This is a genomic window from Pseudomonas sp. GLN_2 (assembly GCF_043106005.1).
GTDB classification, from domain to species: Bacteria; Pseudomonadota; Gammaproteobacteria; order Pseudomonadales; family Pseudomonadaceae; genus Aquipseudomonas; species Aquipseudomonas alloputida.
Map to the genome: position 1 here is coordinate 62,675 of NZ_JBICMC010000025.1, position 20,493 is coordinate 83,167.

At 62.1% G+C, this 20,493-nt stretch carries 23 protein-coding genes; 10 read left to right on the forward strand and 13 right to left on the reverse strand.

Annotation, left to right across the window (positions count from 1 at the left end):
* Window positions 1–359: 359 nt before the first annotated feature.
* A complete protein-coding gene (locus ACF8Q6_RS06995; RefSeq protein ID WP_003253042.1) occupies window positions 360–1,001 on the forward strand; it encodes a hypothetical protein in 642 nt (213 codons plus the stop codon).
* Window positions 1,002–1,148: 147 nt separating this feature from the next.
* Here the strand turns inward: ACF8Q6_RS06995 and ACF8Q6_RS07000 are convergent, their stop codons facing one another.
* From ACF8Q6_RS07000 to prlC, 6 genes are all read right to left on the reverse strand, one after another.
* Window positions 1,149–2,681 (reverse strand): SulP family inorganic anion transporter, encoded by a 1,533-nt coding sequence (locus tag ACF8Q6_RS07000; protein WP_004575261.1) that lies wholly within the window; start codon window positions 2,679–2,681, stop codon window positions 1,149–1,151.
* Between the two features lie 192 nt (window positions 2,682–2,873).
* The gene (locus tag ACF8Q6_RS07005; protein WP_003253046.1) at window positions 2,874–3,593 is read right to left on the reverse strand and encodes a carbonic anhydrase; all 720 of its coding nucleotides are present in this window, start codon (window positions 3,591–3,593) and stop codon (window positions 2,874–2,876) included.
* Window positions 3,594–3,896: 303 nt separating this feature from the next.
* Window positions 3,897–4,955 carry a PA0069 family radical SAM protein gene (locus tag ACF8Q6_RS07010; RefSeq protein ID WP_392491271.1) on the reverse strand — a complete coding sequence of 353 codons (1,059 nt, stop codon included), beginning with the start codon at window positions 4,953–4,955 and terminating at the stop codon, window positions 3,897–3,899.
* A gap of 70 nt (window positions 4,956–5,025) precedes the next feature.
* Window positions 5,026–7,020 (reverse strand): M3 family metallopeptidase, encoded by a 1,995-nt coding sequence (locus tag ACF8Q6_RS07015; protein WP_392491272.1) that lies wholly within the window; start codon window positions 7,018–7,020, stop codon window positions 5,026–5,028.
* Between the two features lie 124 nt (window positions 7,021–7,144).
* Entirely contained in the window at window positions 7,145–7,426 is a 282-nt protein-coding gene (locus ACF8Q6_RS07020; protein ID WP_003253053.1) for a YheV family putative zinc ribbon protein, read from the reverse strand.
* Window positions 7,423–9,474, reverse strand: coding sequence for an oligopeptidase A (prlC, locus tag ACF8Q6_RS07025; protein WP_392491273.1), 2,052 nt, complete (start codon window positions 9,472–9,474; stop codon window positions 7,423–7,425). Before prlC ends, ACF8Q6_RS07020 begins: the two co-directional genes overlap by 4 nt.
* Before the next feature lie 102 nt (window positions 9,475–9,576).
* Between prlC and ACF8Q6_RS07030 the strand changes: the two genes are divergently transcribed.
* Together ACF8Q6_RS07030 and ACF8Q6_RS07035 are read left to right on the forward strand one after the other, a co-directional pair.
* Window positions 9,577–10,125, forward strand: a complete 549-nt coding sequence (locus tag ACF8Q6_RS07030) for a gamma carbonic anhydrase family protein (RefSeq protein ID WP_004575263.1) — start codon at window positions 9,577–9,579, stop codon at window positions 10,123–10,125.
* Between the two features lie 121 nt (window positions 10,126–10,246).
* Window positions 10,247–10,897 (forward strand): HAD family hydrolase, encoded by a 651-nt coding sequence (locus tag ACF8Q6_RS07035; protein ID WP_392491274.1) that lies wholly within the window; start codon window positions 10,247–10,249, stop codon window positions 10,895–10,897.
* A gap of 105 nt (window positions 10,898–11,002) precedes the next feature.
* Here the strand turns inward: ACF8Q6_RS07035 and ACF8Q6_RS07040 are convergent, their stop codons facing one another.
* Window positions 11,003–12,076: an aminopeptidase gene (locus ACF8Q6_RS07040; protein ID WP_392491278.1), complete on the reverse strand. Its 1,074-nt coding sequence runs from the start codon at window positions 12,074–12,076 to the stop codon at window positions 11,003–11,005.
* An 85-nt stretch (window positions 12,077–12,161) separates the two neighbouring features.
* Here ACF8Q6_RS07040 and ACF8Q6_RS07045 point away from each other — a divergent pair, with 85 nt between their 5' ends.
* Together ACF8Q6_RS07045 and ACF8Q6_RS07050 are read left to right on the forward strand one after the other, a co-directional pair.
* Complete coding sequence (locus tag ACF8Q6_RS07045; RefSeq protein ID WP_003253063.1) at window positions 12,162–12,575, forward strand: hypothetical protein; 414 nt, start codon at window positions 12,162–12,164, stop codon at window positions 12,573–12,575.
* Window positions 12,576–12,630: 55 nt separating this feature from the next.
* Window positions 12,631–13,044 (forward strand): hypothetical protein, encoded by a 414-nt coding sequence (locus tag ACF8Q6_RS07050; protein ID WP_011953134.1) that lies wholly within the window; start codon window positions 12,631–12,633, stop codon window positions 13,042–13,044.
* A gap of 35 nt (window positions 13,045–13,079) precedes the next feature.
* On the opposite strand, the gene ACF8Q6_RS07055 is transcribed toward ACF8Q6_RS07050, so the two are convergent.
* Window positions 13,080–13,313 carry a DUF1161 domain-containing protein gene (locus tag ACF8Q6_RS07055; RefSeq protein ID WP_003253067.1) on the reverse strand — a complete coding sequence of 78 codons (234 nt, stop codon included), beginning with the start codon at window positions 13,311–13,313 and terminating at the stop codon, window positions 13,080–13,082.
* 75 nt (window positions 13,314–13,388) lie between these two features.
* Window positions 13,389–13,814 carry an OsmC family protein gene (locus tag ACF8Q6_RS07060; protein WP_003253070.1) on the reverse strand — a complete coding sequence of 142 codons (426 nt, stop codon included), beginning with the start codon at window positions 13,812–13,814 and terminating at the stop codon, window positions 13,389–13,391.
* A gap of 152 nt (window positions 13,815–13,966) precedes the next feature.
* Between ACF8Q6_RS07060 and ACF8Q6_RS07065 the strand changes: the two genes are divergently transcribed.
* A complete protein-coding gene (locus ACF8Q6_RS07065) occupies window positions 13,967–14,971 on the forward strand; it encodes an LLM class flavin-dependent oxidoreductase (protein WP_392491275.1) in 1,005 nt (334 codons plus the stop codon).
* A 72-nt stretch (window positions 14,972–15,043) separates the two neighbouring features.
* Here ACF8Q6_RS07065 and ACF8Q6_RS07070 read toward each other — a convergent pair whose 3' ends face one another.
* Together ACF8Q6_RS07070 and ACF8Q6_RS07075 are read right to left on the reverse strand one after the other, a co-directional pair.
* A complete protein-coding gene (locus ACF8Q6_RS07070) occupies window positions 15,044–15,265 on the reverse strand; it encodes a DUF1161 domain-containing protein (protein ID WP_003253075.1) in 222 nt (73 codons plus the stop codon).
* 100 nt (window positions 15,266–15,365) lie between these two features.
* Window positions 15,366–15,581, reverse strand: a complete 216-nt coding sequence (locus tag ACF8Q6_RS07075) for a dodecin (RefSeq protein WP_003253076.1) — start codon at window positions 15,579–15,581, stop codon at window positions 15,366–15,368.
* A gap of 151 nt (window positions 15,582–15,732) precedes the next feature.
* On the opposite strand from ACF8Q6_RS07075, the gene ACF8Q6_RS07080 reads away from it, so the two are divergent.
* A complete protein-coding gene (locus ACF8Q6_RS07080) occupies window positions 15,733–16,056 on the forward strand; it encodes a YqjD family protein (RefSeq protein ID WP_014589231.1) in 324 nt (107 codons plus the stop codon).
* On the opposite strand, the gene ACF8Q6_RS07085 is transcribed toward ACF8Q6_RS07080, so the two are convergent.
* The gene (locus ACF8Q6_RS07085; protein ID WP_392491276.1) at window positions 16,053–16,949 is read right to left on the reverse strand and encodes a LysR family transcriptional regulator; all 897 of its coding nucleotides are present in this window, start codon (window positions 16,947–16,949) and stop codon (window positions 16,053–16,055) included. The genes ACF8Q6_RS07080 and ACF8Q6_RS07085 overlap by 4 nt on opposite strands.
* 110 nt (window positions 16,950–17,059) lie before the next feature.
* Here ACF8Q6_RS07085 and trpB point away from each other — a divergent pair, with 110 nt between their 5' ends.
* Both trpB and trpA read left to right on the forward strand, forming a co-directional pair.
* Complete coding sequence (trpB, locus tag ACF8Q6_RS07090; protein WP_014754951.1) at window positions 17,060–18,277, forward strand: tryptophan synthase subunit beta; 1,218 nt, start codon at window positions 17,060–17,062, stop codon at window positions 18,275–18,277.
* Complete coding sequence (trpA, locus tag ACF8Q6_RS07095; protein WP_392491277.1) at window positions 18,274–19,083, forward strand: tryptophan synthase subunit alpha; 810 nt, start codon at window positions 18,274–18,276, stop codon at window positions 19,081–19,083. Before trpB ends, trpA begins: the two co-directional genes overlap by 4 nt.
* 119 nt (window positions 19,084–19,202) lie before the next feature.
* Here trpA and ACF8Q6_RS07100 read toward each other — a convergent pair whose 3' ends face one another.
* On the reverse strand, window positions 19,203–19,535 hold the full coding sequence (locus tag ACF8Q6_RS07100; protein WP_020189868.1) for a DOPA 4,5-dioxygenase family protein: 333 nt from the start codon (window positions 19,533–19,535) through the stop codon (window positions 19,203–19,205).
* Window positions 19,536–19,587: 52 nt separating this feature from the next.
* Between ACF8Q6_RS07100 and ACF8Q6_RS07105 the strand changes: the two genes are divergently transcribed.
* A complete protein-coding gene (locus ACF8Q6_RS07105) occupies window positions 19,588–20,205 on the forward strand; it encodes an NAD(P)H-binding protein (RefSeq protein WP_003253087.1) in 618 nt (205 codons plus the stop codon).
* Window positions 20,206–20,493: the final 288 nt, after the last annotated feature.

A 20,493-nucleotide genomic window follows, 5' to 3' on the forward strand; every position in this document is an offset into this window, starting at 1 on the left:
CCTTCTAATTCTTGTTGTCCCGGAGGCGTGGCCTGCGGCAAGAGGGAACGGCGGTCAAGACTGCATGGCTTCGACGACCGAGCCCCTGCTAAAAGCAGTCGGGCCTCATCAACGAATCACGTTCACCGGGAGTATAGACAGCGACCAATGGCACGCAATGAAGCCTGTGAAATGAACTTCACGAAATGGCCAGATAGCCCGAAAACCGCGCGCTTGAGAGGTCATGGCGAAACAATGGCATCTGGTTATGCCAGACATGGCACACGTTTGCGCGGCTTATAACAAATACGTCTTAGGTATTCTGTATACCGAGCTAATTTAGTGTCTTCCGTTTGAAACGTAATGTCCCTGGAGTTGTCATGAACATCGCTGCTGTACGCGAGCAGGTAAGCCAAGCCCATCAACATGAAGGCCAGACCGGCCAATTGAAACAGCGTCTCGAGCTGCAACTGCCCCACCTGCACCCCTCGATCCAACTGCCTGAGCAGGACGCCCAGGGTACTTTGGCGCGCTTCGTCAGCGCCTACATCGATCAGGTTCCGGAACTGCTGGAGGCCGCCCACGAGGTCGCCCGCGAAGCCGGGATCGAATCGCAGATCAAACCTGTACTGAAAATTGCCGAAGCCTACTTCCTGCAGCCGCCCAGCGTGATGCAAGGGCATGTAGGCCTGGACTGCCTGCTGGATGAAGCGTACCTGGCGCACCGCCTGGTGGAAGAGGTGAATGACTTGTACATTCGCCACTTCCAGCAGCCGTTGATCCCGGTCGACACCACGGTCGCCAACCTGATTGCCCACCAGTTGATTGGCGAAAGCTTTGCCAACCAGCTGGATGAAGTGGTGCACCACTCGGTCGACGAAATGCTCAATGACGAGAGCTTTGCGGTTGAATCGGTGGAGGCTTATCGAGAGAAGCTGAGCAGCCCGGCAACTGGCGAGGCGTGGAAGCGCTGGCCGTGCCTTTCGCGCCAACTGGGTGTCGAGCTGGGTCAGCCGGCCTGATAGACCTGTAACGGCCTAGGTGCATCGGTGGTTCGGCGCAGGCCGTCGTAGGAGCGGGTTCACCCGCGAAAGGGCCAGCCCTGCTGGCCAATCTCCACCCGCCGATCACCGTTGCCGCCGCTACCGTATTCGCGGGTAATCCCGCTCCTACGCCCCAACCCCCGCTGTAGTCCGCAACCGGCCCTCGATCCGACGCTTCAGGCGCCGCTGCTCTATCAGCAACCGTGACCCATTGGCAGAATTGCTGCGGCTCCAGTCCTCCAGCAACTCAAGGCACGAGTGGTCGATATAGCTCAAGTTCCCCAGCGGCACATGCAGCGTGGTGCCCGCCGGTACGGTATCCAGCACCTGGGTCAGCGCCGGCACCTTCAGGAAGGTCGCCGCGCCACTGAGGCGCAGTTCCATGTGCCCATCCTTGGCCAGGCTCACCAGGTTGATCTTCAGCCGCGCCGCCTTGAACGCCAGCTTCAGCAAGGTCAGGGCAAAGCCCAGCAGCACACCGGTCAGCAGGTCGGTAAAGATGATCGCCAGCGCAGTCGCCGCGTAGGTGAACATCGGCATGCGCCCATAACGGCCCAGCCCGCGAAACGCCTTGAAGTCGACCAGTTTGACCCCGGTAAACACCAACACCCCCGCCAAGCTCGCCACCGGGATCTGCTGCAGCACGCTGCTCAGCGCCACCACGAAGGCCAGCAACCACAAGCCATGGAAGATTGCCGAGGCCCGGGTTTGCGCCCCGGCCTGGACGTTGGCCGAGCTGCGCACGATTACCCCGGTCATCGGCAGGGCACCCAGCACCCCGCACAGCATGTTGCCGATGCCCTGAGCCGACAGTTCGCGGTCGAAGTCCGAACGCTGGCCGCTGTGCATGCGGTCCACTGCTGCGGCCGACAGCAAGGTTTCGGCGCTGGCAATGAACGCCAGGGCAAAGGCGGCCACCAACAGGGCAGGGTCGGCCAGCTGCATCAGGTCCGCCGGACGAAGCCAGTCGATGGCCTCGGACAGGTCGGCCGGTACCTGTACGCGGTTCACCGGCAAGGCCAGCCACAGGCTGATAGCGGTCATGCTGGCCACGCCGAGTAATGCACCCGGCACAAAACGCAGCCGCTGCGGCCGCAAGCGCTCCCAGCCCCACATGATGGCGATGGTCCCCAGGCCCAGCGCACCAGCCATCCAGCCGGCGCCGGTGCTCTCCTGTGGCAGGGCTGCCGACAACGTTGCCGGGAACGCCAGCAGGTTCTGCAGGCCCGACGGTTGCGGCGCCGTGTCGAACATCACATGCACCTGCGAAAGCACGATCAACACGCCAATCCCCGCGAGCATGCCGTAAACCACCGCCGGCGCGGTCACGCGGAACCAGCAGCCCAGGCGCAAGCGACCGGCCAGCAACTGCAACAGGCCGGCCAGCAACAGGATCGGCCCGAGCATGGCCATGCCGTGCTGGCGTACCAGCTCGAACACCAGTACCGCCAGACCGGCCGCGGGGCCGCTGACCTGTAGCGGCGACCCAGCAAGGAAACCGACGACAATGCCGCCAATAATCCCAGTAATCAGGCCTTTTGCCGGCGGCATGCCAGAAGCGATCGCAATGCCCATGCACAACGGCAGGGCCACCAGGAAGACCACCACCGACGCCAGCAACTCACGCGGCAGGGCCGCTTTCAACTGTGTAATGTTCACCGTGTTTCTCCTTTCTCTAGTCGCACGGCCATTCCCCTGGCCGTGGGCACGTTTGCCCCTGACAGGCGCGCAGGCGCGGGCCGCCAGCGAGTACGCCGGCAGGGCAGTCAGGGAATTCAAGGCAGCCGAATGCCGTGCCACACCCCTGCAGGGTGCAGCCGGCTATCAAGGTTCTAGCAGCGGACGGGTCGCTTAGTAGCGGCCTCTCGGAGTGGCGCAGGGAACGGGTTCACCCGCGGCCAAGGGCAGGAAGCTGTCGCTGGCGGCGTCGTAGGCTTCGATCTTGCTGGTCTCGATGTCGTACACCCAACCATGAATGAACAGCTCACCGGCTGCCAGGCGCGAAGCCACCGAAGGATGGGTGCGCAAGTGATGCAACTGGGCGATGACGTTCTCTTTGGTCAGCACTTGCATCGTCTCGTGTTCGCTGCCGCAGGAGCAGTTGTTCTCGACCACGGTGCGGGCCACTTCAGCGTGTCGCAACCAGGCGCCAACGGTAGGCATCTTGGTCAGCGACTGCGGGTTGAGTACCGCACGCATGGCGCCACAGTCGGAGTGGCCACAGATGATGATGTGGTGAACTTTAAGCGCCATTACGGCGTACTCGATGGCGCTGGAAACGCCGCCGTTCATCTGGCCGTAAGGCGGTACCACGTTACCCACGTTACGGGTCACGAACAGGTCGCCTGGCGAGCTCTGGGTGATCAGCTCGGGAACGATGCGCGAGTCGGCACAGGTGATGAACATGGCGCGTGGTGTTTGCGCGGTGGCGAGCTTCTTGAACAGCTCTTGCTGATCGGGGAAAACATCATGGTGAAAGCGCAGGAAGCCGTCGACGATGTGCTTAAGGGCAGCATCGGCGCTTTCCGCGGGGACCTGCGGTACGACCTTGGATGGGTCCTTGACGGGCATGATTCATCCTCTTGACGGTGTGTAGGTAAATCCATTTTACCGGTGAAAGATTCAGGCTATGCAGGGTTTTAGATGACACGCACGGGCCATAGATCACAGTCGCTGTGGACTTATTACCTACGCTAGCGGGGAAAACTTAACTGAAACTTAATTCGAAGGCTCTAGAACGGGCGTTCCAGATGAAAAAGGCGGGAACTGGATAATAGCAAAAAAACATCAGCTGCCAATATGTATTAGCGCAATTATTGGTTGTTATTAGTTGCGTTGTGAGCAATGCGCAGCCCTTGGTGGGGCGGATTTATGTCAGAACAGCGCCATCTGCCCACCCGGCGGGCAGAACGCCGAGCAATCCAGCGCCTGCGCCTCGCGCCCTTCGAAGTCCAGCCGTTTCATTGCCTTGGCAAAGCGCTGCGCCAGCAACTCGGCAAACACCCCTTCACCACGCATGCGCACACCGAACCGGCTGTCATACAGCTCGCCACCACGGCTCTGGCGGATCAGGCTCAACACATGCGCTGCCCGCTGCGGGTAATGGTCCTGCAACCACTGCTCAAACAACGGCGCCACCTCCAGCGGCAGGCGCAGCATCATGTACGCCGCACTTTGCGCACCGGCCTCCTTGGCCGCCTCCAACAGGCGTTCCAGCTCACTGTCGTTGATCATCGGAATCATCGGCGAACACAAAACACCCACCGGTACGCCCGCTTCACGCAATACCCGGATGGCCCTCAACCTCGCACCGGGTGAGGCCGCTCGGGGTTCGAGCACGCGCTTGAGGTTGTCGTCCAGCGTGGTCAGGCTGATCATCACCCGTGCCAGGCGCTGGCGGGCCATCTCGGCCAGCAGGTCAAGGTCGCGCAGCACCAGTGAACCCTTGGTGACAATGGTCACCGGGTGACGAAAACGCAGTAACACTTCGAGCAAGCGCCGGGTCAGTAACTGTTCCCGCTCAATCGGCTGGTACGGGTCGGTGTTGGAGCCCAGATTGATCGGCGCGCACACGTAGCCCGGTTTGCTCAATTGCTGTGCCAGCACCTCGGCGGCGTTGGTCTTGGCAATCAGTTTGGTTTCGAAATCCAGGCCGGGAGAAAGGTCCCAGTAGGCGTGTGAGGGGCGGGCATAGCAGTAGATGCAGCCATGCTCGCAGCCACGGTAAGGGTTGATGGAGCGATCGAAAGGGAGGTCGGGTGAAGTGTTGCGGCTGATCACCGACTTGGCTGTCTCAATCCGCACCTCGGTGCCCTGGGTTTGCGGCACTTCCTGGTACCAGCCATCATCTTCCGCCACTGAGCGACCAGGGGCAAAGCGATTATGTGGGTTGTGCGCCGTGCCACGGCCCTTTTGCGGTGCTGGAGTAATCATGGCTCACCTGAATACTGTATTCATATACAGTATCGTGCGCGCCGGGATCTTTCCAGCACCTCTGGTCTGACTACTTCAGGCCATGCCAGTTGAGATACGCTGCCTGGCTCGATTGCCGCCCAAGAAACGCCTCGATGCCTTCACGCAATGGGCGCGATGCCCCTGGGACGAACAGTGCTTCCTGCAGTGCCCGCCCCGTGGCTCCGTTCAACAGGCCCTCGGCTTCGAAGCGGGTGAACACATCGAAGGCATGCACATCCGACCACAGGTAGGCGTAGTAACCCGCATCGTAGCCGTTCACAAGGTGGTCGAAGGCATGCGCCGGATGTTCAAAGTCAGCGAGTGGCCAGTAACCGCAACGCGCGCGGGCATCACCCAGTCGCTGTTCAAAGGTCCTGCCATCGTTTGGTGTGCCATGCAGGTCCATGTCGAACAGCGCCAGGCACAGATCACCCGCGATTTCCTCCACGCCCTGCTGCCGTAGCTGCCGCAGGCACTCATTGGCTTGCTTGCGGGATAGTTGGCGGCCGTCGTGCGTGCGCGCCGAGATCGCGACCAGGTAGTCCGCGTCCCAGACCCAACGTTCGAACAGCTTGCCGAACAACTCCACACCATCGGTGCCCAGCTCGGTCACATTGGACATGACATGGTTCGTCGTACGTACCAGCAGGTGGTGCAAGGCATGACCGAATTCATGGAAAAGCTTGCGCAGTGACAAATGATCGAGCAACGGCTGTAAACCTGGCAGCGCTTGCGGCACATCACTGAACACCGCCACCGAGGCTGCCTGGTAGATACCCTCTGCATCGACCCGGCGATTCCTTACATAGGTGGTGAACACCGCGTCTGGCTGCTTGCCTGCGTGTTGCACGGCATCCAGATACAGAAAGCCAATGAAAGCGCTGTCCTGCCACACCTCGAACGGCTGCACGCTGTCATCCCAGACAGGCAGCGCTTTGGGCTGCAGCACTGCACCAAACAACGTCTGCGCCAATTGCTGCAACGCACTGACAACAGTATTCAGCGGGAAGTAATCGCGCAGCGCTTCGGCAGGAAACGCGCTGCGCGAAGCACACCGCAGGTACTCGAAATCCCAGGGTTGGGGTTTGCCCAGGCCCTGCTCGGCAGCCCAACACTCCACCTGCGAACGCCACCGCAACATGGCAGGTCGCACATGATCGGCCAGATCGTGGAGAAAGCCGCGCACCTGGTCTACCGAACCGGCACTCTTCACCTGCAGGCTCTGCTCCAGATGGCCGGAGTAACCGAGCAGGAGGGCCTTCTCCTCAAGCAATTGCGCCAGTTGCTGCAGATACCAGCGGTTGTCCTGTTGCCGATCATGGCTGACGCCGCGGGCGTGAAAAGCCCGGTACACCCGCTCACGGAACTGGCGGTTGGCAGCATGTTTGAGCACCTCACGCGTAGTCACCGTGTCACACGCAATCAACCACCCCTGCTTACCTGCTTGCTGTGCGCTTGCAGCCAATTCGTCACGTACCCGCTGTGGGATGCCGCTCAGCTCCGCTTCATCGGTGATGTTCAACCCAGGCCGGTCGATGTTGCTGCGGAACGCCTCGCGTGCAGTGCCAATCTGCGCTTGAAGGTCTGCCAGATGCGCTTTGCCTGCGGTGTCGAGTAACGCCCCACTAGCGGCGAACTTGTCCAGGTGCCAACGCAAGGTGGCGCGCTTCCCGACATCCAGTTGCTTGCCGATGTCACTGCCGGCCAAGCGTGCATACAGGTCATACAAACCCGTGTTGGCGAATTTTTGCTCGAAGCGCGCCGTCACTTTCCCGTAGAAATCGATGATGGGGTTGGCCCACGCCGCATCCCGGCCGACCAGCGGTGAGGCGGCATACAACACTGCCAGCAGCCGGCTATCCAGCCCATCCACCGCCATCACCATGCCATCCCAGGTGGGCATGGCCCGCTGGTCCAGGATGATGCGTTCGACACCTTGCTCGTGCGCCAACAGCACGTCAGCGAACGCCGCCTGCATGTTTTCGAGGGTGATGGAAGAGTAATCGACGGGGATATGGCTATCTTGCAGAAGAGGGTTGGCCATGGTGCATCACCTTGCTGATAGAAATGAGCAAGAGAGCTTGCATGGCCAGCGTGCGCCAGGTGGCCTGACTATCTAACACCTGTACATGCCTGCCCGGGCATTGCACCCGGGCGGCACGACAGGATCACTCAGCCGGCTTTTTCAGCTTCGGATTCGGGAAGAACTGCACGGTCTGCACCTTGGCCGGCGCCGCTTTAGGCGCCAGGTGGTTGACCCGGGTGCCGAGTTCCTTCGGCACCGACAAGCCCTGCTCGTTGAGGGTGTCGGTAAAGCCGCAAGCCACGCACTCGCGGTGCGGTACGCCGTCGTCGTTCCACATCATCAGCTTGTCGGGCTCGCTGCACGCCGGGCACACGGCACCGGCAATGAAGCGCTTCTTGGTCTTGTTCACAGCTACCTCACTCATGCTGCAGCGTCCTCGGTGAGACCACTGTGGCGCAGCAATGCATCGATGGAAGGCTCACGGCCACGGAAGTCGACGAACAGCTCCATCGGCTCGCGCGAACCACCACGGGCCAGGATCGCCTCGCGGAAGGCGCGGCCGGTCTCGGCGTTCAGCACGCCTTCCTCCTCGAAGCGCGAGAAGGCGTCAGCGGACAGCACTTCGGCCCACTTGTAGCTGTAGTAGCCTGCCGCGTAACCGCCCGCGAAAATGTGCGCAAAGCTGTTGGGGAAGCGGTTGTAAGCCGGCGGGCGCATGACCGACACCTCGTCACGCACACCTTCGAGCACCTGCAATACGCTGCGGCCGTCGCCATGGCTGGCGTGCAGCTCGAAATCGAACAGCGAGAACTCCAACTGGCGCACCATCATCATGCCCGACTGGAAGTTTTTCGCGGCCAGCATCTTGTCCAGCAGGTCCTGGGGCAGGGCGGCGCCGGTTTCGTAGTGACCAGAAATCAGTGCCAGGCCTTCCGGCTCCCAGCACCAGTTTTCCATGAACTGGCTGGGCAGCTCGACCGCATCCCAGGCCACGCCGTTGATGCCGGACACGCCGGCATGCTCGATGCGGGTCAGCATGTGGTGCAGGCCGTGACCGAATTCGTGGAACAGGGTGGTGACTTCATCATGGGTCAGCAAGGCGGGCTTGCCGGGCGCGGCCGGGGTGAAGTTGCACACCAGGTTGGCCACCGGGCTCTGCAGCTGGCCGCCGGCAGTGCGGCGACGGTCACGGGCGCCGTCCATCCAGGCGCCGCCACGCTTGTTGGCGCGGGCGTACAGGTCGAAGAAGAAACGGCCAACGTGCTGACCATTTTCCTTGATCTCGAACAGGCGTACGTCCGGGTGCCAGCTGTCGAAGCCCTTGAGCTCGGCGATTTCGATGCCGTACAGGCGCTGCACGATGCTGAACAGGCCGCCCAGCACCTTGTCGATCGGGAAGTAGGCGCGCAGGGCTTCCTGCGACACACTGTAGCGCTGCTCGCGCAGCTTCTCGCCAAAGTAGCCGGCATCCCAGCTGGCCAGCTCGGGGCAGCCTTGTTCGGCAGCGTAGGCCTTGAGCTGTTGCAGGTCCTGGGCGGCGAACGGCTTGGAACGCTTGGCCAAGTCACGCAGGAAGCTCAGCACCTGGTCGCTGGACTCGGCCATCTTGGTGGCCAGGCTCAGCTCGGCGTAGTTCCTGTAGCCCAGCAGTTCGGCCAGCTCCTGGCGCAGGTCGAGGATTTCGCGCATCACCGGGCCATTGTCGAACTGGCCGGCATTCGGGCCCTGGTCGGAGGCGCGGGTGCAGTAGGCGGCGTATAGCTCTTCGCGCAGGGCGCGGTCACTGGCGTAGGTCATCACCGCGTAGTAGCTGGGGAACTCGAGGGTGATCAGCCAGCCGTCCAGGCCCTTGGCCTGGGCTGCGGCGGCCATCTGCGCCTTGGCCGAATCGGTCAGGCCGGCCAGCGCAGCTTCGTCGGTAACATGCTTGGTCCATGCCTGGGTGGCGTCGAGCAGCTGATTGGAGAAACGGCTGCCCAGCTCGCTGAGCTTGCTCTGCACTTCGGCGTAACGCTGCTGCTTGTCCGCCGGCAGGTCGATACCCGACAGGCGGAAGTCACGCAGGGCGTGCTCGAGGATAGTCTTTTGCGCCACGTCGAAGCCGGCAGCCTCAGGGCTGTTGATCAGCGCCTGATAGGCTTCGAACAGCGCGCGGTTCTGGCCCAGTTCGGTAGAGTAGGCACTCAGGGCTGGCAGGCAAGACTCGTAAGCCTCGCGCAGCTCGGCGCTGTTGCACACCGCATTGAGGTGGCTGACCGGGCTCCAGGCGGCGCCCAGGCGGTCGTTCAGTTCGTCCATGGCCAGCACCAGGCCGGCCCATGTAGGGTTCTTGCCCTGCTTTTCGAGGATCTCGGCAATGGCTTTACGGTTGTCGGCCAGGATCGCTTCGATCGCCGGCAACACGTGTTCGGCACGAATTTGCGAGAAGGGCGGCAGATCGTGGGATTGCAGAAGCGGGTTGTTCGCAGTCACGGTTTGGATACCTTGGCAGAAGAAACACTGCCCCATCTTAATTACAATCGACGCCGACCGCAGCAGGCAGCCTGCCTATCGACACAGATGAGAGACGCTATCATGGCCATTCGCAGCTTCCAGCAACACACTCCGAAAGTTGGGCCCAGGGCCTTCGTCGACCGTTCGGCGGTGGTGCTGGGCGACGTGGAGATCGGTGAAGACAGTTCGGTCTGGCCGTTGACCGTGGTGCGCGGCGACATGCACCGCATCCGCATTGGCGCGCGCACCAGCGTGCAGGACGGCAGCGTGCTGCACATTACCCACGCCGGGCCTTTCAACCCGGACGGTTTCCCGCTGATCATCGGCGACGAAGTGACCATCGGGCACAAGGTGATGCTGCATGGCTGCACCCTGGGCAACCGTATCCTGGTGGGTATGGGCAGCACCATCATGGATGGTGCCATCGTCGAGGACGAAGTGATCATTGGCGCCGGCAGCCTGGTGCCGCCGGGTAAACGCCTGGTCAGTGGCTACCTGTACATGGGCAGCCCGGTGAAACAGGCCCGGCTGCTGAACGACAAGGAGCGCGCATTTTTCTCCTACAGCGCCGGCAACTACGTGAAGCTCAAGGACCAGCACCTGGCCGAAGGCTACGATCAACCTGAATGACCGCATTCGCGGGCATGCCCGCCCCCGCAGGTTGAGTGGCCCCTTCAAGGCCTGCGCTTTACCTGTGGGAGCGGGCATGCCCGCGAAGAAGGCCACGCAGCACTCAAGTGGAACCCTGTACATGTACCAGCAAAACATCCTCTTCGACCTCGACGGCACCCTGACCGACCCACGCCTGGGCATCACTCGCTCGATCCAGTACGCCCTGGCCAAGCTGGGCATCGACGAACCGGACCTGGCCCGCCTCGAACACTTCATCGGCCCACCCCTGCTGCAGGCTTTCATGCAGTTCTACAGCTTCGACGAAGCCAAGGCCTGGGATGCGGTGAACTTCTACCGCGAGCGTTTCCGCGTGACCGGTCTTTACGAAAACCTCGTGTTCGAAGGTGTGCCGGAGTTGCTTGAGGCCCTGAACGGGCAGGGCCGCACGCTGTACATTGCCACCTCCAAACCCTGGGAGTTCGCCCGCGAAATCGCTCGGCACTTTGCTTTCGATCACCACTTCAAGGTGATCTACGGCAGTGAGCTGGACGGCACGCGCACCAACAAGGTCGAGCTGATTCGCCATTTGCTGGATGAAGAAGGGCTGGACCCGGCGCACACCCTGATGATCGGGGACCGCAAGCATGACCTGATCGGCGCGCGCAGCAACGGGCTGCAGGCCGTCGCGGTGGGGTACGGGTTTGGCAGCCGGGAAGAGCTGATGGCAGAAGAACCCGCTTTCCACTTCGCCACGGTAGCCGATTTGCACCAGGCTTTTAGCAAGGCTTGAGGGCCAGCAGGGCTGCTTTGCAGCCGGCCCTCCCACATCGATCGGCGTACGCAGGGCCTTTGTGGGCCTTGTGGCGCGATGGGCCGCAAAAGCGGCCCCAAAATCTCAACGGCTAACCATCAGACGCTGCAGCGCCGCTTTCCTTTCTTCAATCGGCAACCGCCCCAAATGCTCGACCCGCGCGTAGAACCGAACCCAATCTCCACCCTCCTCACGAAACAGCGCCGCAAACGCCGGCACCCACTGGTCGTATAGCCCGAACGGCAACAACTTGGCATTATTCATCGGCCCATACATCCAGGCGTCATAGCGCTTGTCACCGCCCCACTGGCCATCACGCACCTGCCGGTATTCACGCCTCAAACGCTCAAACTCGGCCTGCTTGGCCCGGCGCTTGTGTGCATCATCCAACGGCTCCGCATAAATCGCCTGCAATCGCTCACGGCTGGCCAACACCAGGCGGATAAACTGGTCGCGCTGCTTTCCCTGATCCCCGCCAACCGCCGCCAGCCCACGCGCCGCACGCCATTGCCGCGTGCCTTCCTGCTCGACGAACGAGGCAAACGACTCATTGAACTCGGTATCGTCCTGCACATAGAAGCGCTGGTGGGCCAATTCATGAAAGATCAACGTAGCCAGCCGCTCATCGCCCCAGCCCACCATCGACGACAAAATCGGGTCATCGAACCAACCCAGGGTCGAATAAGCTTCCACGCCGCCCACGTACACATCCAGGCCATCCTGACGCATCAACGCCGCCGCGCCTCGCGCCGCGCCTTGCTGGTAGTAGCCGCGGTACGCCACGCACCCGGCAATCGGAAAGCAGTGCGTTACCGGTTGCAACGACAACTCGGGCGTGGCGAACACATTCCACACCACGTAGGGGCGTCCAAGGTCGGCGTATACCCGGTAGCTGCGGTTGTCTGGCAGTTTCAATTGCTGGCTGGCAAACAGCCGCGCCTGTTCGGCCTGTTGCAGGTGCGCGCGCAAGGGTGCAGGGGTAGCAGGGTCGGCCAATACCTGCTCTACAGGCTGCCGCGCCCGCAGCAACTGCCACTGGCCCTGCGCCAGCTGCCCGTAGTAGGCGGCATTGCTGCAACCGTTCAGCAGGAGCGCCGCAAGCAGCGGAACCAAACGGGTGAAAATGCGGTCGAGTGCCCCAAGGCCTGAGCGCTGCATAAGAAAAAGTCGAAGCATCCGGGACTGTCTGACTCGCTCAACACCATTTCGCTCCAAGACTATCTCGCCAAGGGGGAGTTTCGCCATGCGTGCATTGTTGGTCGCCGGCTCACTGTTATTGATCTCTGCCTGTTCAACCTTGCCAGACCCAGATCCGAACCAGGCCTGGATCGACCTCACCCGTTACGACAATACGTCGCTGGACGCCGTGCAGGTAGATGAGCGTGACTGGGCTGACAGCCGCTATTTCGAGGTTCAACCCGGCAGCCACGAACTGACCGTGCGCTATCAGTTTCCGGTTAACCCCAGCAATATCGGCCCCGTCGAGGAGCCATTGTGGCGCGATTGCCAGGTCAAGCTGACCTTCAAGGACTTCAGCGCCGGGCAGCGTTATCAGCTGCAAGCCGGCAGCATTGGCTTCCGCCCTTGGATCAAACTCTACGACCACCAGCAAAAACTGCTGGGTCAAGGGCTGCCGGCGGGTTGTCAGCGCACCTGAACCGCACAAACGGCGCTATGCTTGTTACTTGTAAATCGCAAGTGGGAGTTTTGCCATGCGCCAGCCCATGATGCTGATAGCCCTCAGTGCACTGGGGGCTTGCGCCAGCCCCTTGCCGCCCGTCGACCCCAAGCAGGCCTGGGTCGATCTGTACACCATGACCCCCGGCCGGGTGATCATGGCCGACCGCCTCGACGGCAAGCGTCTGGACGATGGCCGATATTTTCAGGTGACACCGGGCAAGCACGAACTGGTGGTGCGCTTCGATTATGAAATCTACTCGGGCGGCATCATGTCCGAGCCCAGGGACCGAACCTGCTACCTGACCGTACGCTTTGACAACTTCAAGGCCGGCGAACGCTATCGCCTGGAAGCGCGGGCGCCGGTAATGGAGCCGCAGGTGCTGCTGTATGACGCCAACCGCAAGGTGGTGGTGAACGAGCCTAGCGAAGTGTTCTGCATACCGTGAATGTGGGGCTGCCTTGCAGCCCCGGGCCTTGGTGCTTATCGATCATTCTTTTGATAGATGATCTTCTTCGTCCCGCCATCGCAGGTCCCGACAACCATGTTCTGGTCCTTGACCTCGCTGTTGGGCACGATCTCCAGCGTATAGGACGAAACCCCTTGGGCCTGGATCTTGGCCTCGATCTCGGTTTTCAGCTCCTCGCAAGGCTTGACGGCCGCCAGCGCAGACGTGGCGACAAGGGAAGCCAACACAGCGATAGCTACGCGAATCATGAAACGGCTCCTGGAAAGGGCAGTGGCGCTGCCGACGTTCTTTAGACTACAGCAAACCACCACCGTTGCACCGTTTCACCCCACCAACGCCGCATCCAGGCTGATCTTCGCATTCAAAACCTTGGACACCGGGCAGCCTTCCTTCGCCTTGTTGGCAATCTCCAGGAATTGAGCCTCGCTGGCCCCCGGTACCTTGGCCCTGAGCACCAAGTGCACAGCGGTAATGGCAAAACCGTCAGCTTGCTTGTCGAGCGTCACCTCTGCAGCCGTGTCGATCCGCTCCGCAGTCAGCCCCGCCTCGCCGAGCATCATGGATAGCGCCATCGAGAAACAACCGGCATGGGCCGCACCGATCAGTTCCTCCGGGTTGGTACCGGGCGTGCCCTCGAAACGTGTGTTGAAGCCATAAGGGTTCTGCTTGAGTGCACCGCTTTCGGTAGAAAGCAGACCTTTTCCATCCTTCAGGCCACCTTGCCAGATCGCCGATGCTGTCTTTTTCATGATGCCTCCTGGTCACTGGGTTGCTTACCTAGGGTTCAGAGGCCTGCCGCCTGCCGCAAGTTCAGCGCAATATGCTTGCAGGCATTGAATCCAACGAACGCGCCCATACAGAATCAAAAAGGCCTCTGGCCAATCACTTTTGCGGAGGCTCCATGACGCAGCTGCGTGACCTGAAGATTTCCACCCTGGACCTGGTGCCCGTGCGCGCCGACGCTGGCCCCGCGCAATCGCTGCGCAACTCGCTGGACCTGGCGCAACATGTCGAGCGCTTTGGCTATAACCGCTTCTGGGTGGCTGAGCACCACAACATGGACGGCATCGCCAGTTCGGCGACATCGGTGCTGATCGGCTACCTGGCCGGTGGCACCTCACGTATTCGCGTGGGCTCTGGCGGGGTGATGCTGCCCAACCATGCGCCACTGGTGATCGCCGAGCAGTTCGGCACCTTGGCCAGTCTGTATCCGGGGCGTATCGACCTTGGCCTGGGCCGTGCACCGGGTTCGGACCAGATGACGGCCTATGCCCTGCGACGCGACCGCGCTGGCGGCCCGGACGACTTCCCCGACGATGTCGAGGAGCTTTCGCGCTACCTCGGGCCACGCACTGATGATCAAAAAGTGATCGCCGTGCCGGGGCACGACACCGACGTGCCGATGTGGTTGCTGGGGTCCAGCCTGTTCAGTGCCCAGCTGGCGGGCATGCGCGGCATGCCCTACGCCTTCGCCTCGCATTTCGCGCCACGCTACATGCACGAGGCCATTCGCGTGTACCGCAACCACTTCAGGCCCTCGACCACGCTGGATAAGCCGTATGTGATGCTGGGCATCCCCATGGTGGTGGCGCAGACCGACGAGAAGGCCGAATACCTGGCCACCTCGGTCTACCAGCGCATCCTGGCGCTGATTCGTGGACAGAGCCTGATGCAGAAGCCACCCGTGGAAAGTATGGATGGGCTGTGGTTGCCCCATGAGCGGGAGACGGTGGCCAGCTTCCTGGGGCTGGCCATGATCGGCAGCCCGCAGAAGGTAAAGGCCAAGGTAGAAGTGCTGCTGGAACAGACGGGTGCGGATGAGCTGATCTTTACCTGTGACCTGTATGAGCATGCGGACCGCATTCGGTCATATGAACTGATGGCGCAGGCCCTCAAGACCGAGTGACCCTCGACACGGGCTCGCCCGCTCCCATAGGTTGCCTGTGGAAGCGGGCAAGTCCGCGAAAGGGCAAACGCATCAGCCGCGGCGGTAAACAATCTCCTTGGTCCCGGCCTCACAGCTACCAATGACCTTGCCCGCCGGGTCGCCTTTCTTGACGATCTCCAGCTTGTAGCCAGTGACGCCCTTGGCATCCAGCTTGGCCGCAATTTCCGCCTTCAGTTCCTCGCACGGTTTGCCCGCTGCCAGCGCACCACCGGCCAGGGTCATCAGGCCCAGCGCCAGAATCAGTTTGTTCATCACTCGCGTTCCTTGTGCAGATGAAATCAGAAGGGGCCCCACCAAGGCGCCCCTTTTCTGAATACCTCATCACGCCGGGATCATACAGCCCGACGTTGTTTCAGCTATTGGCGATACGGAAGCCGACCTTCAGCGTAACCTGGAAGTGCGCCGCTTTGTTGTCGCGGATATGGCCGCGGGTATCGACCACTTCGAACCATTCCAGGTGCTTGATGCTTTTACCGGCTTCGGCCAGAGCATTGTTAATCGCTTCTTCGATACTGGTGGGCGAAGACCCGACCAGCTCGATTTTCTTGTAGGTGTGATGATCGGTCATGAGTGCTCTCCATGGTTTGACGGTGAGATTCAGCCTAGCAGCGCAGGCCTGGTTTACCTGCGAGCCGTCACTGCCAGCGAAAGTTCGATCGCACTTTCACGCAGCCCAAGGGTCGCAACTCTTAGAGCCCATACTGCAAAGGAGAGTCAACATGCACCGCAATTCGCTGCGTAAAACGTCCCTGGAAAGCATGGAAGCAGAGATCGAGAGCCTTCTGAAAAGCTTGGAAAACCTCAAGCATGATGCGTCGGAAGAGTCCCAGAAGTCGGTGAAGGCAATCCGCAGCAACGCTGAAAGCGCACTGCGTCATTCGCGCAGCCTACTGAGCGATGCGTACGAGGAAGTGAAGCAGCGCACCCGCCAGACCGGCAAAGCCACACGGGATTACGCCCAGGAACACCCATACACCACCGCCGGGGTGGCCATTGGTGCGCTGGGTCTTCTGGCGGCTTACCTGATATGCAAGCGAAACTAAGCGCTCTGCCGCGCAAGTTCCGCCCGTAACCACTGCGCCAACTGCTCGGCGCGCCCGTCTGCGGCGCGCCGTGGCACCCACAATGCCAGCGCCGCCTGGGTAGGCGAAAAGCCCCAAGGCGCACTCAAACGGCCCGCCCGCAGGTCATCGGCGACCAGTGGCTGCGGTGCAATCGCCACGCCCAATCCGGCCACGGCAGCCTCCAGCAGGTAGTACAGGTGCTCGAAAGCCTGGCCATAATGAATGGCCGTCGGGTCCAGGCCCTGTTGCACCGCCCAGGTCGGCCAGGCTTGCGGCCGTGAAGTGGTGTGCAGCAAGGCTTCACCCAGCAGTGCCTTGGCGGGCGCGCCCTGCAAGCGCTGGAAACCTGCGAAATGCGGGCTGAGCACCGGCCCAATGCATTCCTCGGCCAGCACATGCACCTGCATGTCCGCCGGCCACGGTGGCTCGGCATACACCAGCAACGCATCCAGCCCGGGTCGCCGCGGGTCAAGGTCGCCCTCACCCGCCGACAGGTGCAAGCGCAGCTCAGGCAAATCCGCCTGCAACCGCCCCAGCCGCGGGATAAACCACCGCGCCAGCAGGCTGCCCGAGCAGCCCAGCACGAATGGCGCCTCGCTCACATCACGGCTGAGCTCGGAACACACGCTGCGCAGCCGGTCGAAGGCCTCACCGCTGGTATCGCGCAGACGAACACCGGCATCTGTGAGTTTGATGCCACGCCCGTCCTTGACGAACAGGGCTACGCCCAGATGCTCCTCAAGCACCTTGATCTGCCGGCTGACAGCGCCGTGGGTCACGTGAAGCGCTTCCGCCGCCTGGCTGACGCTGTTGAGCCTGGCTGCAGCCTCGAAGGCGCGCAGGGCATTGAGGGGAGGGAGGTCGTGGGCCATTTTACCTGTGAGTTTTTCTGACAAGTTTACGCAATCTTATCGGTTTTCAGCCGAGCTTGCCGTGGTTAGAGTAAAGCCCATCACTCATTCACTACGCCTTGGAGCGCCCCATGACCCAGTCCCAATACCGCCCCGGCCCCGACGCCAATGGCCTGTTCGGCTCGTTCGGCGGCCGCTACGTGGCCGAAACCCTGATGCCACTGGTGCTGGACCTGGCCCGCGAATACGAAGCGGCCAAGGCAGACCCCAAGTTTCTTGAAGAGCTGGCTTACTTTCAGCGCGACTACATCGGCCGCCCCAACCCGCTGTACTTCGCCGAGCGCCTGACCGAGCATTGCGGCGGGGCGAAGATTTTCTTCAAGCGTGAAGAGCTCAACCATACCGGCGCGCACAAGGTGAACAACTGCATCGGCCAAGTGCTGCTGGCAAAGCGCATGGGCAAAAAGCGCCTGATCGCCGAAACCGGCGCCGGCATGCACGGTGTCGCCACCGCCACTGTCGCCGCGCGCTTCGGCCTGCCTTGCGTGATCTACATGGGCGCCACCGACATCGAGCGCCAGCAGGCGAACGTGTTCCGCATGAAGCTGCTGGGCGCCGAGATCGTGCCGGTTACCGCCGGCACCGGCACCCTGAAAGACGCCATGAACGAAGCCCTGCGTGACTGGGTTACCAACGTCGAAGACACCTTCTACCTGATCGGCACCGTGGCTGGCCCACACCCGTACCCCGCCATGGTCCGCGACTTCCAGTCGATCATCGGCAAAGAGACCCGTGCCCAGTTGCAAGAGAAGGAAGGCCGTCTGCCAGACAGCCTGGTTGCCTGCGTCGGCGGCGGCTCCAATGCCATGGGCCTGTTCCATGAATTCCTCGAAGAGCCGAGCGTGCAGATCATCGGCGTTGAAGCCGGTGGCCACGGCGTACACACCGACAAGCATGCCGCCAGCCTGAACGGCGGCGTACCGGGCGTATTGCACGGCAACCGCACCTACCTGCTGCAGGACGAAGACGGCCAGATCACCGATGCCCACTCGATTTCCGCAGGCCTGGACTACCCGGGCATCGGCCCGGAGCACGCCTATCTGCATGAGGTGAAGCGCGTCGAGTACGTCAGCATCACCGATGACGAAGCATTGGATGCGTTCCACGCAACCTGCCGTCTGGAAGGCATCATTCCAGCCCTGGAAAGCTCCCACGCCTTGGCCGAAGCGATCAAGCGCGCACCGAAGCTGCCCAAGGACCACCTGATGGTCGTGTGCCTGTCGGGCCGCGGCGACAAAGACATGCAAACCGTCATGAACCACATGGCCGCCCAGGAGAAACACGCATGAGCCGTCTTGAACAACGCTTCGCCGAGCTGAAGGCCGAAGGCCGCTCGGCACTGGTCACCTTCGTCACAGCTGGCGACCCGGGCTACGACGCCTCGTTGCAGATCCTCAAGGGCCTGCCGGCTGCTGGCGCCGACGTGATCGAGCTGGGCATGCCGTTCACCGACCCGATGGCCGATGGCGTGGCCATTCAGCTGGCTACCCTGCGCGCCCTTGAAGCTGGCCAGACCTTGGCCAAGACCCTGCAGATGGTTCGCGAATTCCGTGTGGATAACCGGACCACGCCAATCGTGCTGATGGGCTACTACAACCCTATCCACCGCTTTGGCGTGGACACGTTCGTGGCTCAAGCCAAGGCCGCGGGCGTCGATGGCCTGATCATCGTCGACCTTCCGCCTGAGCACGACGCCGAACTGGCTACCCCGGCCCAGGCTGCAGGCATCGACTTCATCCGCCTGACCACCCCGACCACCGACGACGCGCGCCTGCCGCGCGTGCTGGAGCGCAGCTCCGGGTTCGTCTACTACGTGTCGGTGGCTGGTGTGACCGGTGCCGGTTCGGCGACCACCGAGCATGTGACCGAAGCCATTGCCCGCCTGCGCCGGCATACCGATCTGCCGATCAGCGTTGGCTTCGGCATTCGCACGCCGGAACAGGCTGCGAACATTGCCCGCTTGGCCGATGGCGTGGTGGTGGGCTCGGCACTGGTCGACAAGATCGCCCAGGCCAAAAGCGCCGATCAGGCGGTGACCGATGTATTGAGCCTGTGCTCGGCATTGGCTGAAGGGGTGCGTGGCGCACGCCGCTAAACCGCGTCGTCTGCTTCGCGGGTAAACCCGCTCCTACGGGGCCAGCGCCACCCTCTGGCTCTGCGATATCGCTGTAGGAGCGGGTTCACCCGCGAAGAGGCCAGCACAGGCTACCCCGCCTAGCCCCCAAAAACCGACAGATTCAAGGGGCGCACGGCCCCCATCCAGATCGCATGATCCCGGTGATCCGCCAGTTCATCCCCGGTTTCCGGATGCATGAATACCACCAGGCCCTTGCGGTACAGCGCCAACCAAGGCAAAACCACCCCCACCACTTCGGGCCCGAACGCCAGCTGGCAACTCCAGTCCGGATGCGGCCCAACCGGTTTCTGGTGCATGCGCCCCATGGTCACGGGGAACAGCCGCGCCGCCTCCTCGCACAGTTCCCGGGCCTGCTCCATGGTGGCTGCGTCGTAATAAACGTGGGCGTGGTAACCCTTGATCCTCTGCACGATAACTCCTGATTGCGGTCCAACCATCACCACCTGCAACGGGAGTGATGCAGTGAAAAACGCCGAAACCCCAGTGTTCAAACTGGTCCTGTTCGGGCCTGAAAGCAGCCTGGGCAATGCCCTGATGGTCGAGCTGCTGTCGCGCCAGCACGAGGTCATCGCCGTGGTGGACGACCTCAACCGCCATTCGCCGCGCCCGGGCCTGCACTTCAAGATAGGGGGGCTGGGTGATGCCCACCAGGCGGAGCAGGGCGCAGCGGGCGGCTCGGCGGTGATCGCCCTGTTACCAGCGCTGGCGCCGGGTGACCTGCCGGGGCAGGCACGCTTGAGCGAGGCGCTGGTGGCGGGGCTTGCGCATACGACTATACGCCGGCTGCTGCTTGTGGGCGATTTCGATGTGCTGGATGAGCCGAGCAAGTACAGCGAGATGGAGCGGGATTGCGTGGCCCAAGTGGTTGATGGGTTGCAGCGCAGTGCATTGCACTGGACGCTGATCAATGCACCGCAGGAACTGGCCGGGTTGGGCATGGAGCATTTTCGCAATACCGAAGGGACGCTGGAGCCTGGGCTGGCTGAGCCGTTGCGGCGCTTGGCCAGGATCGCAGCGGGGATGGTGGACATGCTGGAGCTGGACTTGCACCGGGGCGAGCATCTGAACTTCGTGGTCTAGATTGCCGGGGCTGCTGCGCAGCCCATCGCGACGCAAGGCCGCTCCCACATGGGCCGGCGTGCGCAGTGCCACTGTGGCAGCGGCCTTGTGTCGCGATGGGCCGCAAAGCGGCCCCAAAATCTCAAAGGCTGCGCTCCTGCTCCAACCAATCCACGAACCGCTCGATCAACGCTCCCCGCCGCTTGCGCGGTGGCAAAACTGCGTAATAGCCGCGTTCCGAGCGCAAGCTCCCTCCAGCGGCCGACACAGCAACCCCCACATGGGCCGGCGTGCGCAGTGTCTTTGTGG

Excerpts from the sequence above, each read along its gene's own strand:
- ACF8Q6_RS07005 (WP_003253046.1), bottom strand. The coding sequence starts at position 3,593 with ATGCCCGTCAAGGACCCATCCAAGGTCGTACCGCAGGTCCCCGCGGAA.
- ACF8Q6_RS07035 (WP_392491274.1), top strand. The coding sequence starts at position 10,247 with ATGTACCAGCAAAACATCCTCTTCGACCTCGACGGCACCCTGACCGAC.
- ACF8Q6_RS07045 (WP_003253063.1), top strand. The coding sequence starts at position 12,162 with ATGCGTGCATTGTTGGTCGCCGGCTCACTGTTATTGATCTCTGCCTGT.
- ACF8Q6_RS07050 (WP_011953134.1), top strand. The coding sequence starts at position 12,631 with ATGCGCCAGCCCATGATGCTGATAGCCCTCAGTGCACTGGGGGCTTGC.
- ACF8Q6_RS07085 (WP_392491276.1), bottom strand. The coding sequence starts at position 16,949 with ATGGCCCACGACCTCCCTCCCCTCAATGCCCTGCGCGCCTTCGAGGCT.
- ACF8Q6_RS07065 (WP_392491275.1), top strand. The coding sequence starts at position 13,967 with ATGACGCAGCTGCGTGACCTGAAGATTTCCACCCTGGACCTGGTGCCC.
- ACF8Q6_RS07015 (WP_392491272.1), bottom strand. The coding sequence starts at position 7,020 with ATGGCCAACCCTCTTCTGCAAGATAGCCATATCCCCGTCGATTACTCT.
- ACF8Q6_RS07080 (WP_014589231.1), top strand. The coding sequence starts at position 15,733 with ATGCACCGCAATTCGCTGCGTAAAACGTCCCTGGAAAGCATGGAAGCA.
- ACF8Q6_RS06995 (WP_003253042.1), top strand. The coding sequence starts at position 360 with ATGAACATCGCTGCTGTACGCGAGCAGGTAAGCCAAGCCCATCAACAT.
- trpB (WP_014754951.1), top strand. The coding sequence starts at position 17,060 with ATGACCCAGTCCCAATACCGCCCCGGCCCCGACGCCAATGGCCTGTTC.
- ACF8Q6_RS07040 (WP_392491278.1), bottom strand. The coding sequence starts at position 12,076 with ATGCAGCGCTCAGGCCTTGGGGCACTCGACCGCATTTTCACCCGTTTG.
- ACF8Q6_RS07060 (WP_003253070.1), bottom strand. The coding sequence starts at position 13,814 with ATGAAAAAGACAGCATCGGCGATCTGGCAAGGTGGCCTGAAGGATGGA.
- ACF8Q6_RS07055 (WP_003253067.1), bottom strand. The coding sequence starts at position 13,313 with ATGATTCGCGTAGCTATCGCTGTGTTGGCTTCCCTTGTCGCCACGTCT.
- ACF8Q6_RS07010 (WP_392491271.1), bottom strand. The coding sequence starts at position 4,955 with ATGATTACTCCAGCACCGCAAAAGGGCCGTGGCACGGCGCACAACCCA.
- ACF8Q6_RS07070 (WP_003253075.1), bottom strand. The coding sequence starts at position 15,265 with ATGAACAAACTGATTCTGGCGCTGGGCCTGATGACCCTGGCCGGTGGT.
- ACF8Q6_RS07075 (WP_003253076.1), bottom strand. The coding sequence starts at position 15,581 with ATGACCGATCATCACACCTACAAGAAAATCGAGCTGGTCGGGTCTTCG.
- ACF8Q6_RS07020 (WP_003253053.1), bottom strand. The coding sequence starts at position 7,426 with ATGAGTGAGGTAGCTGTGAACAAGACCAAGAAGCGCTTCATTGCCGGT.
- trpA (WP_392491277.1), top strand. The coding sequence starts at position 18,274 with ATGAGCCGTCTTGAACAACGCTTCGCCGAGCTGAAGGCCGAAGGCCGC.
- ACF8Q6_RS07030 (WP_004575263.1), top strand. The coding sequence starts at position 9,577 with ATGGCCATTCGCAGCTTCCAGCAACACACTCCGAAAGTTGGGCCCAGG.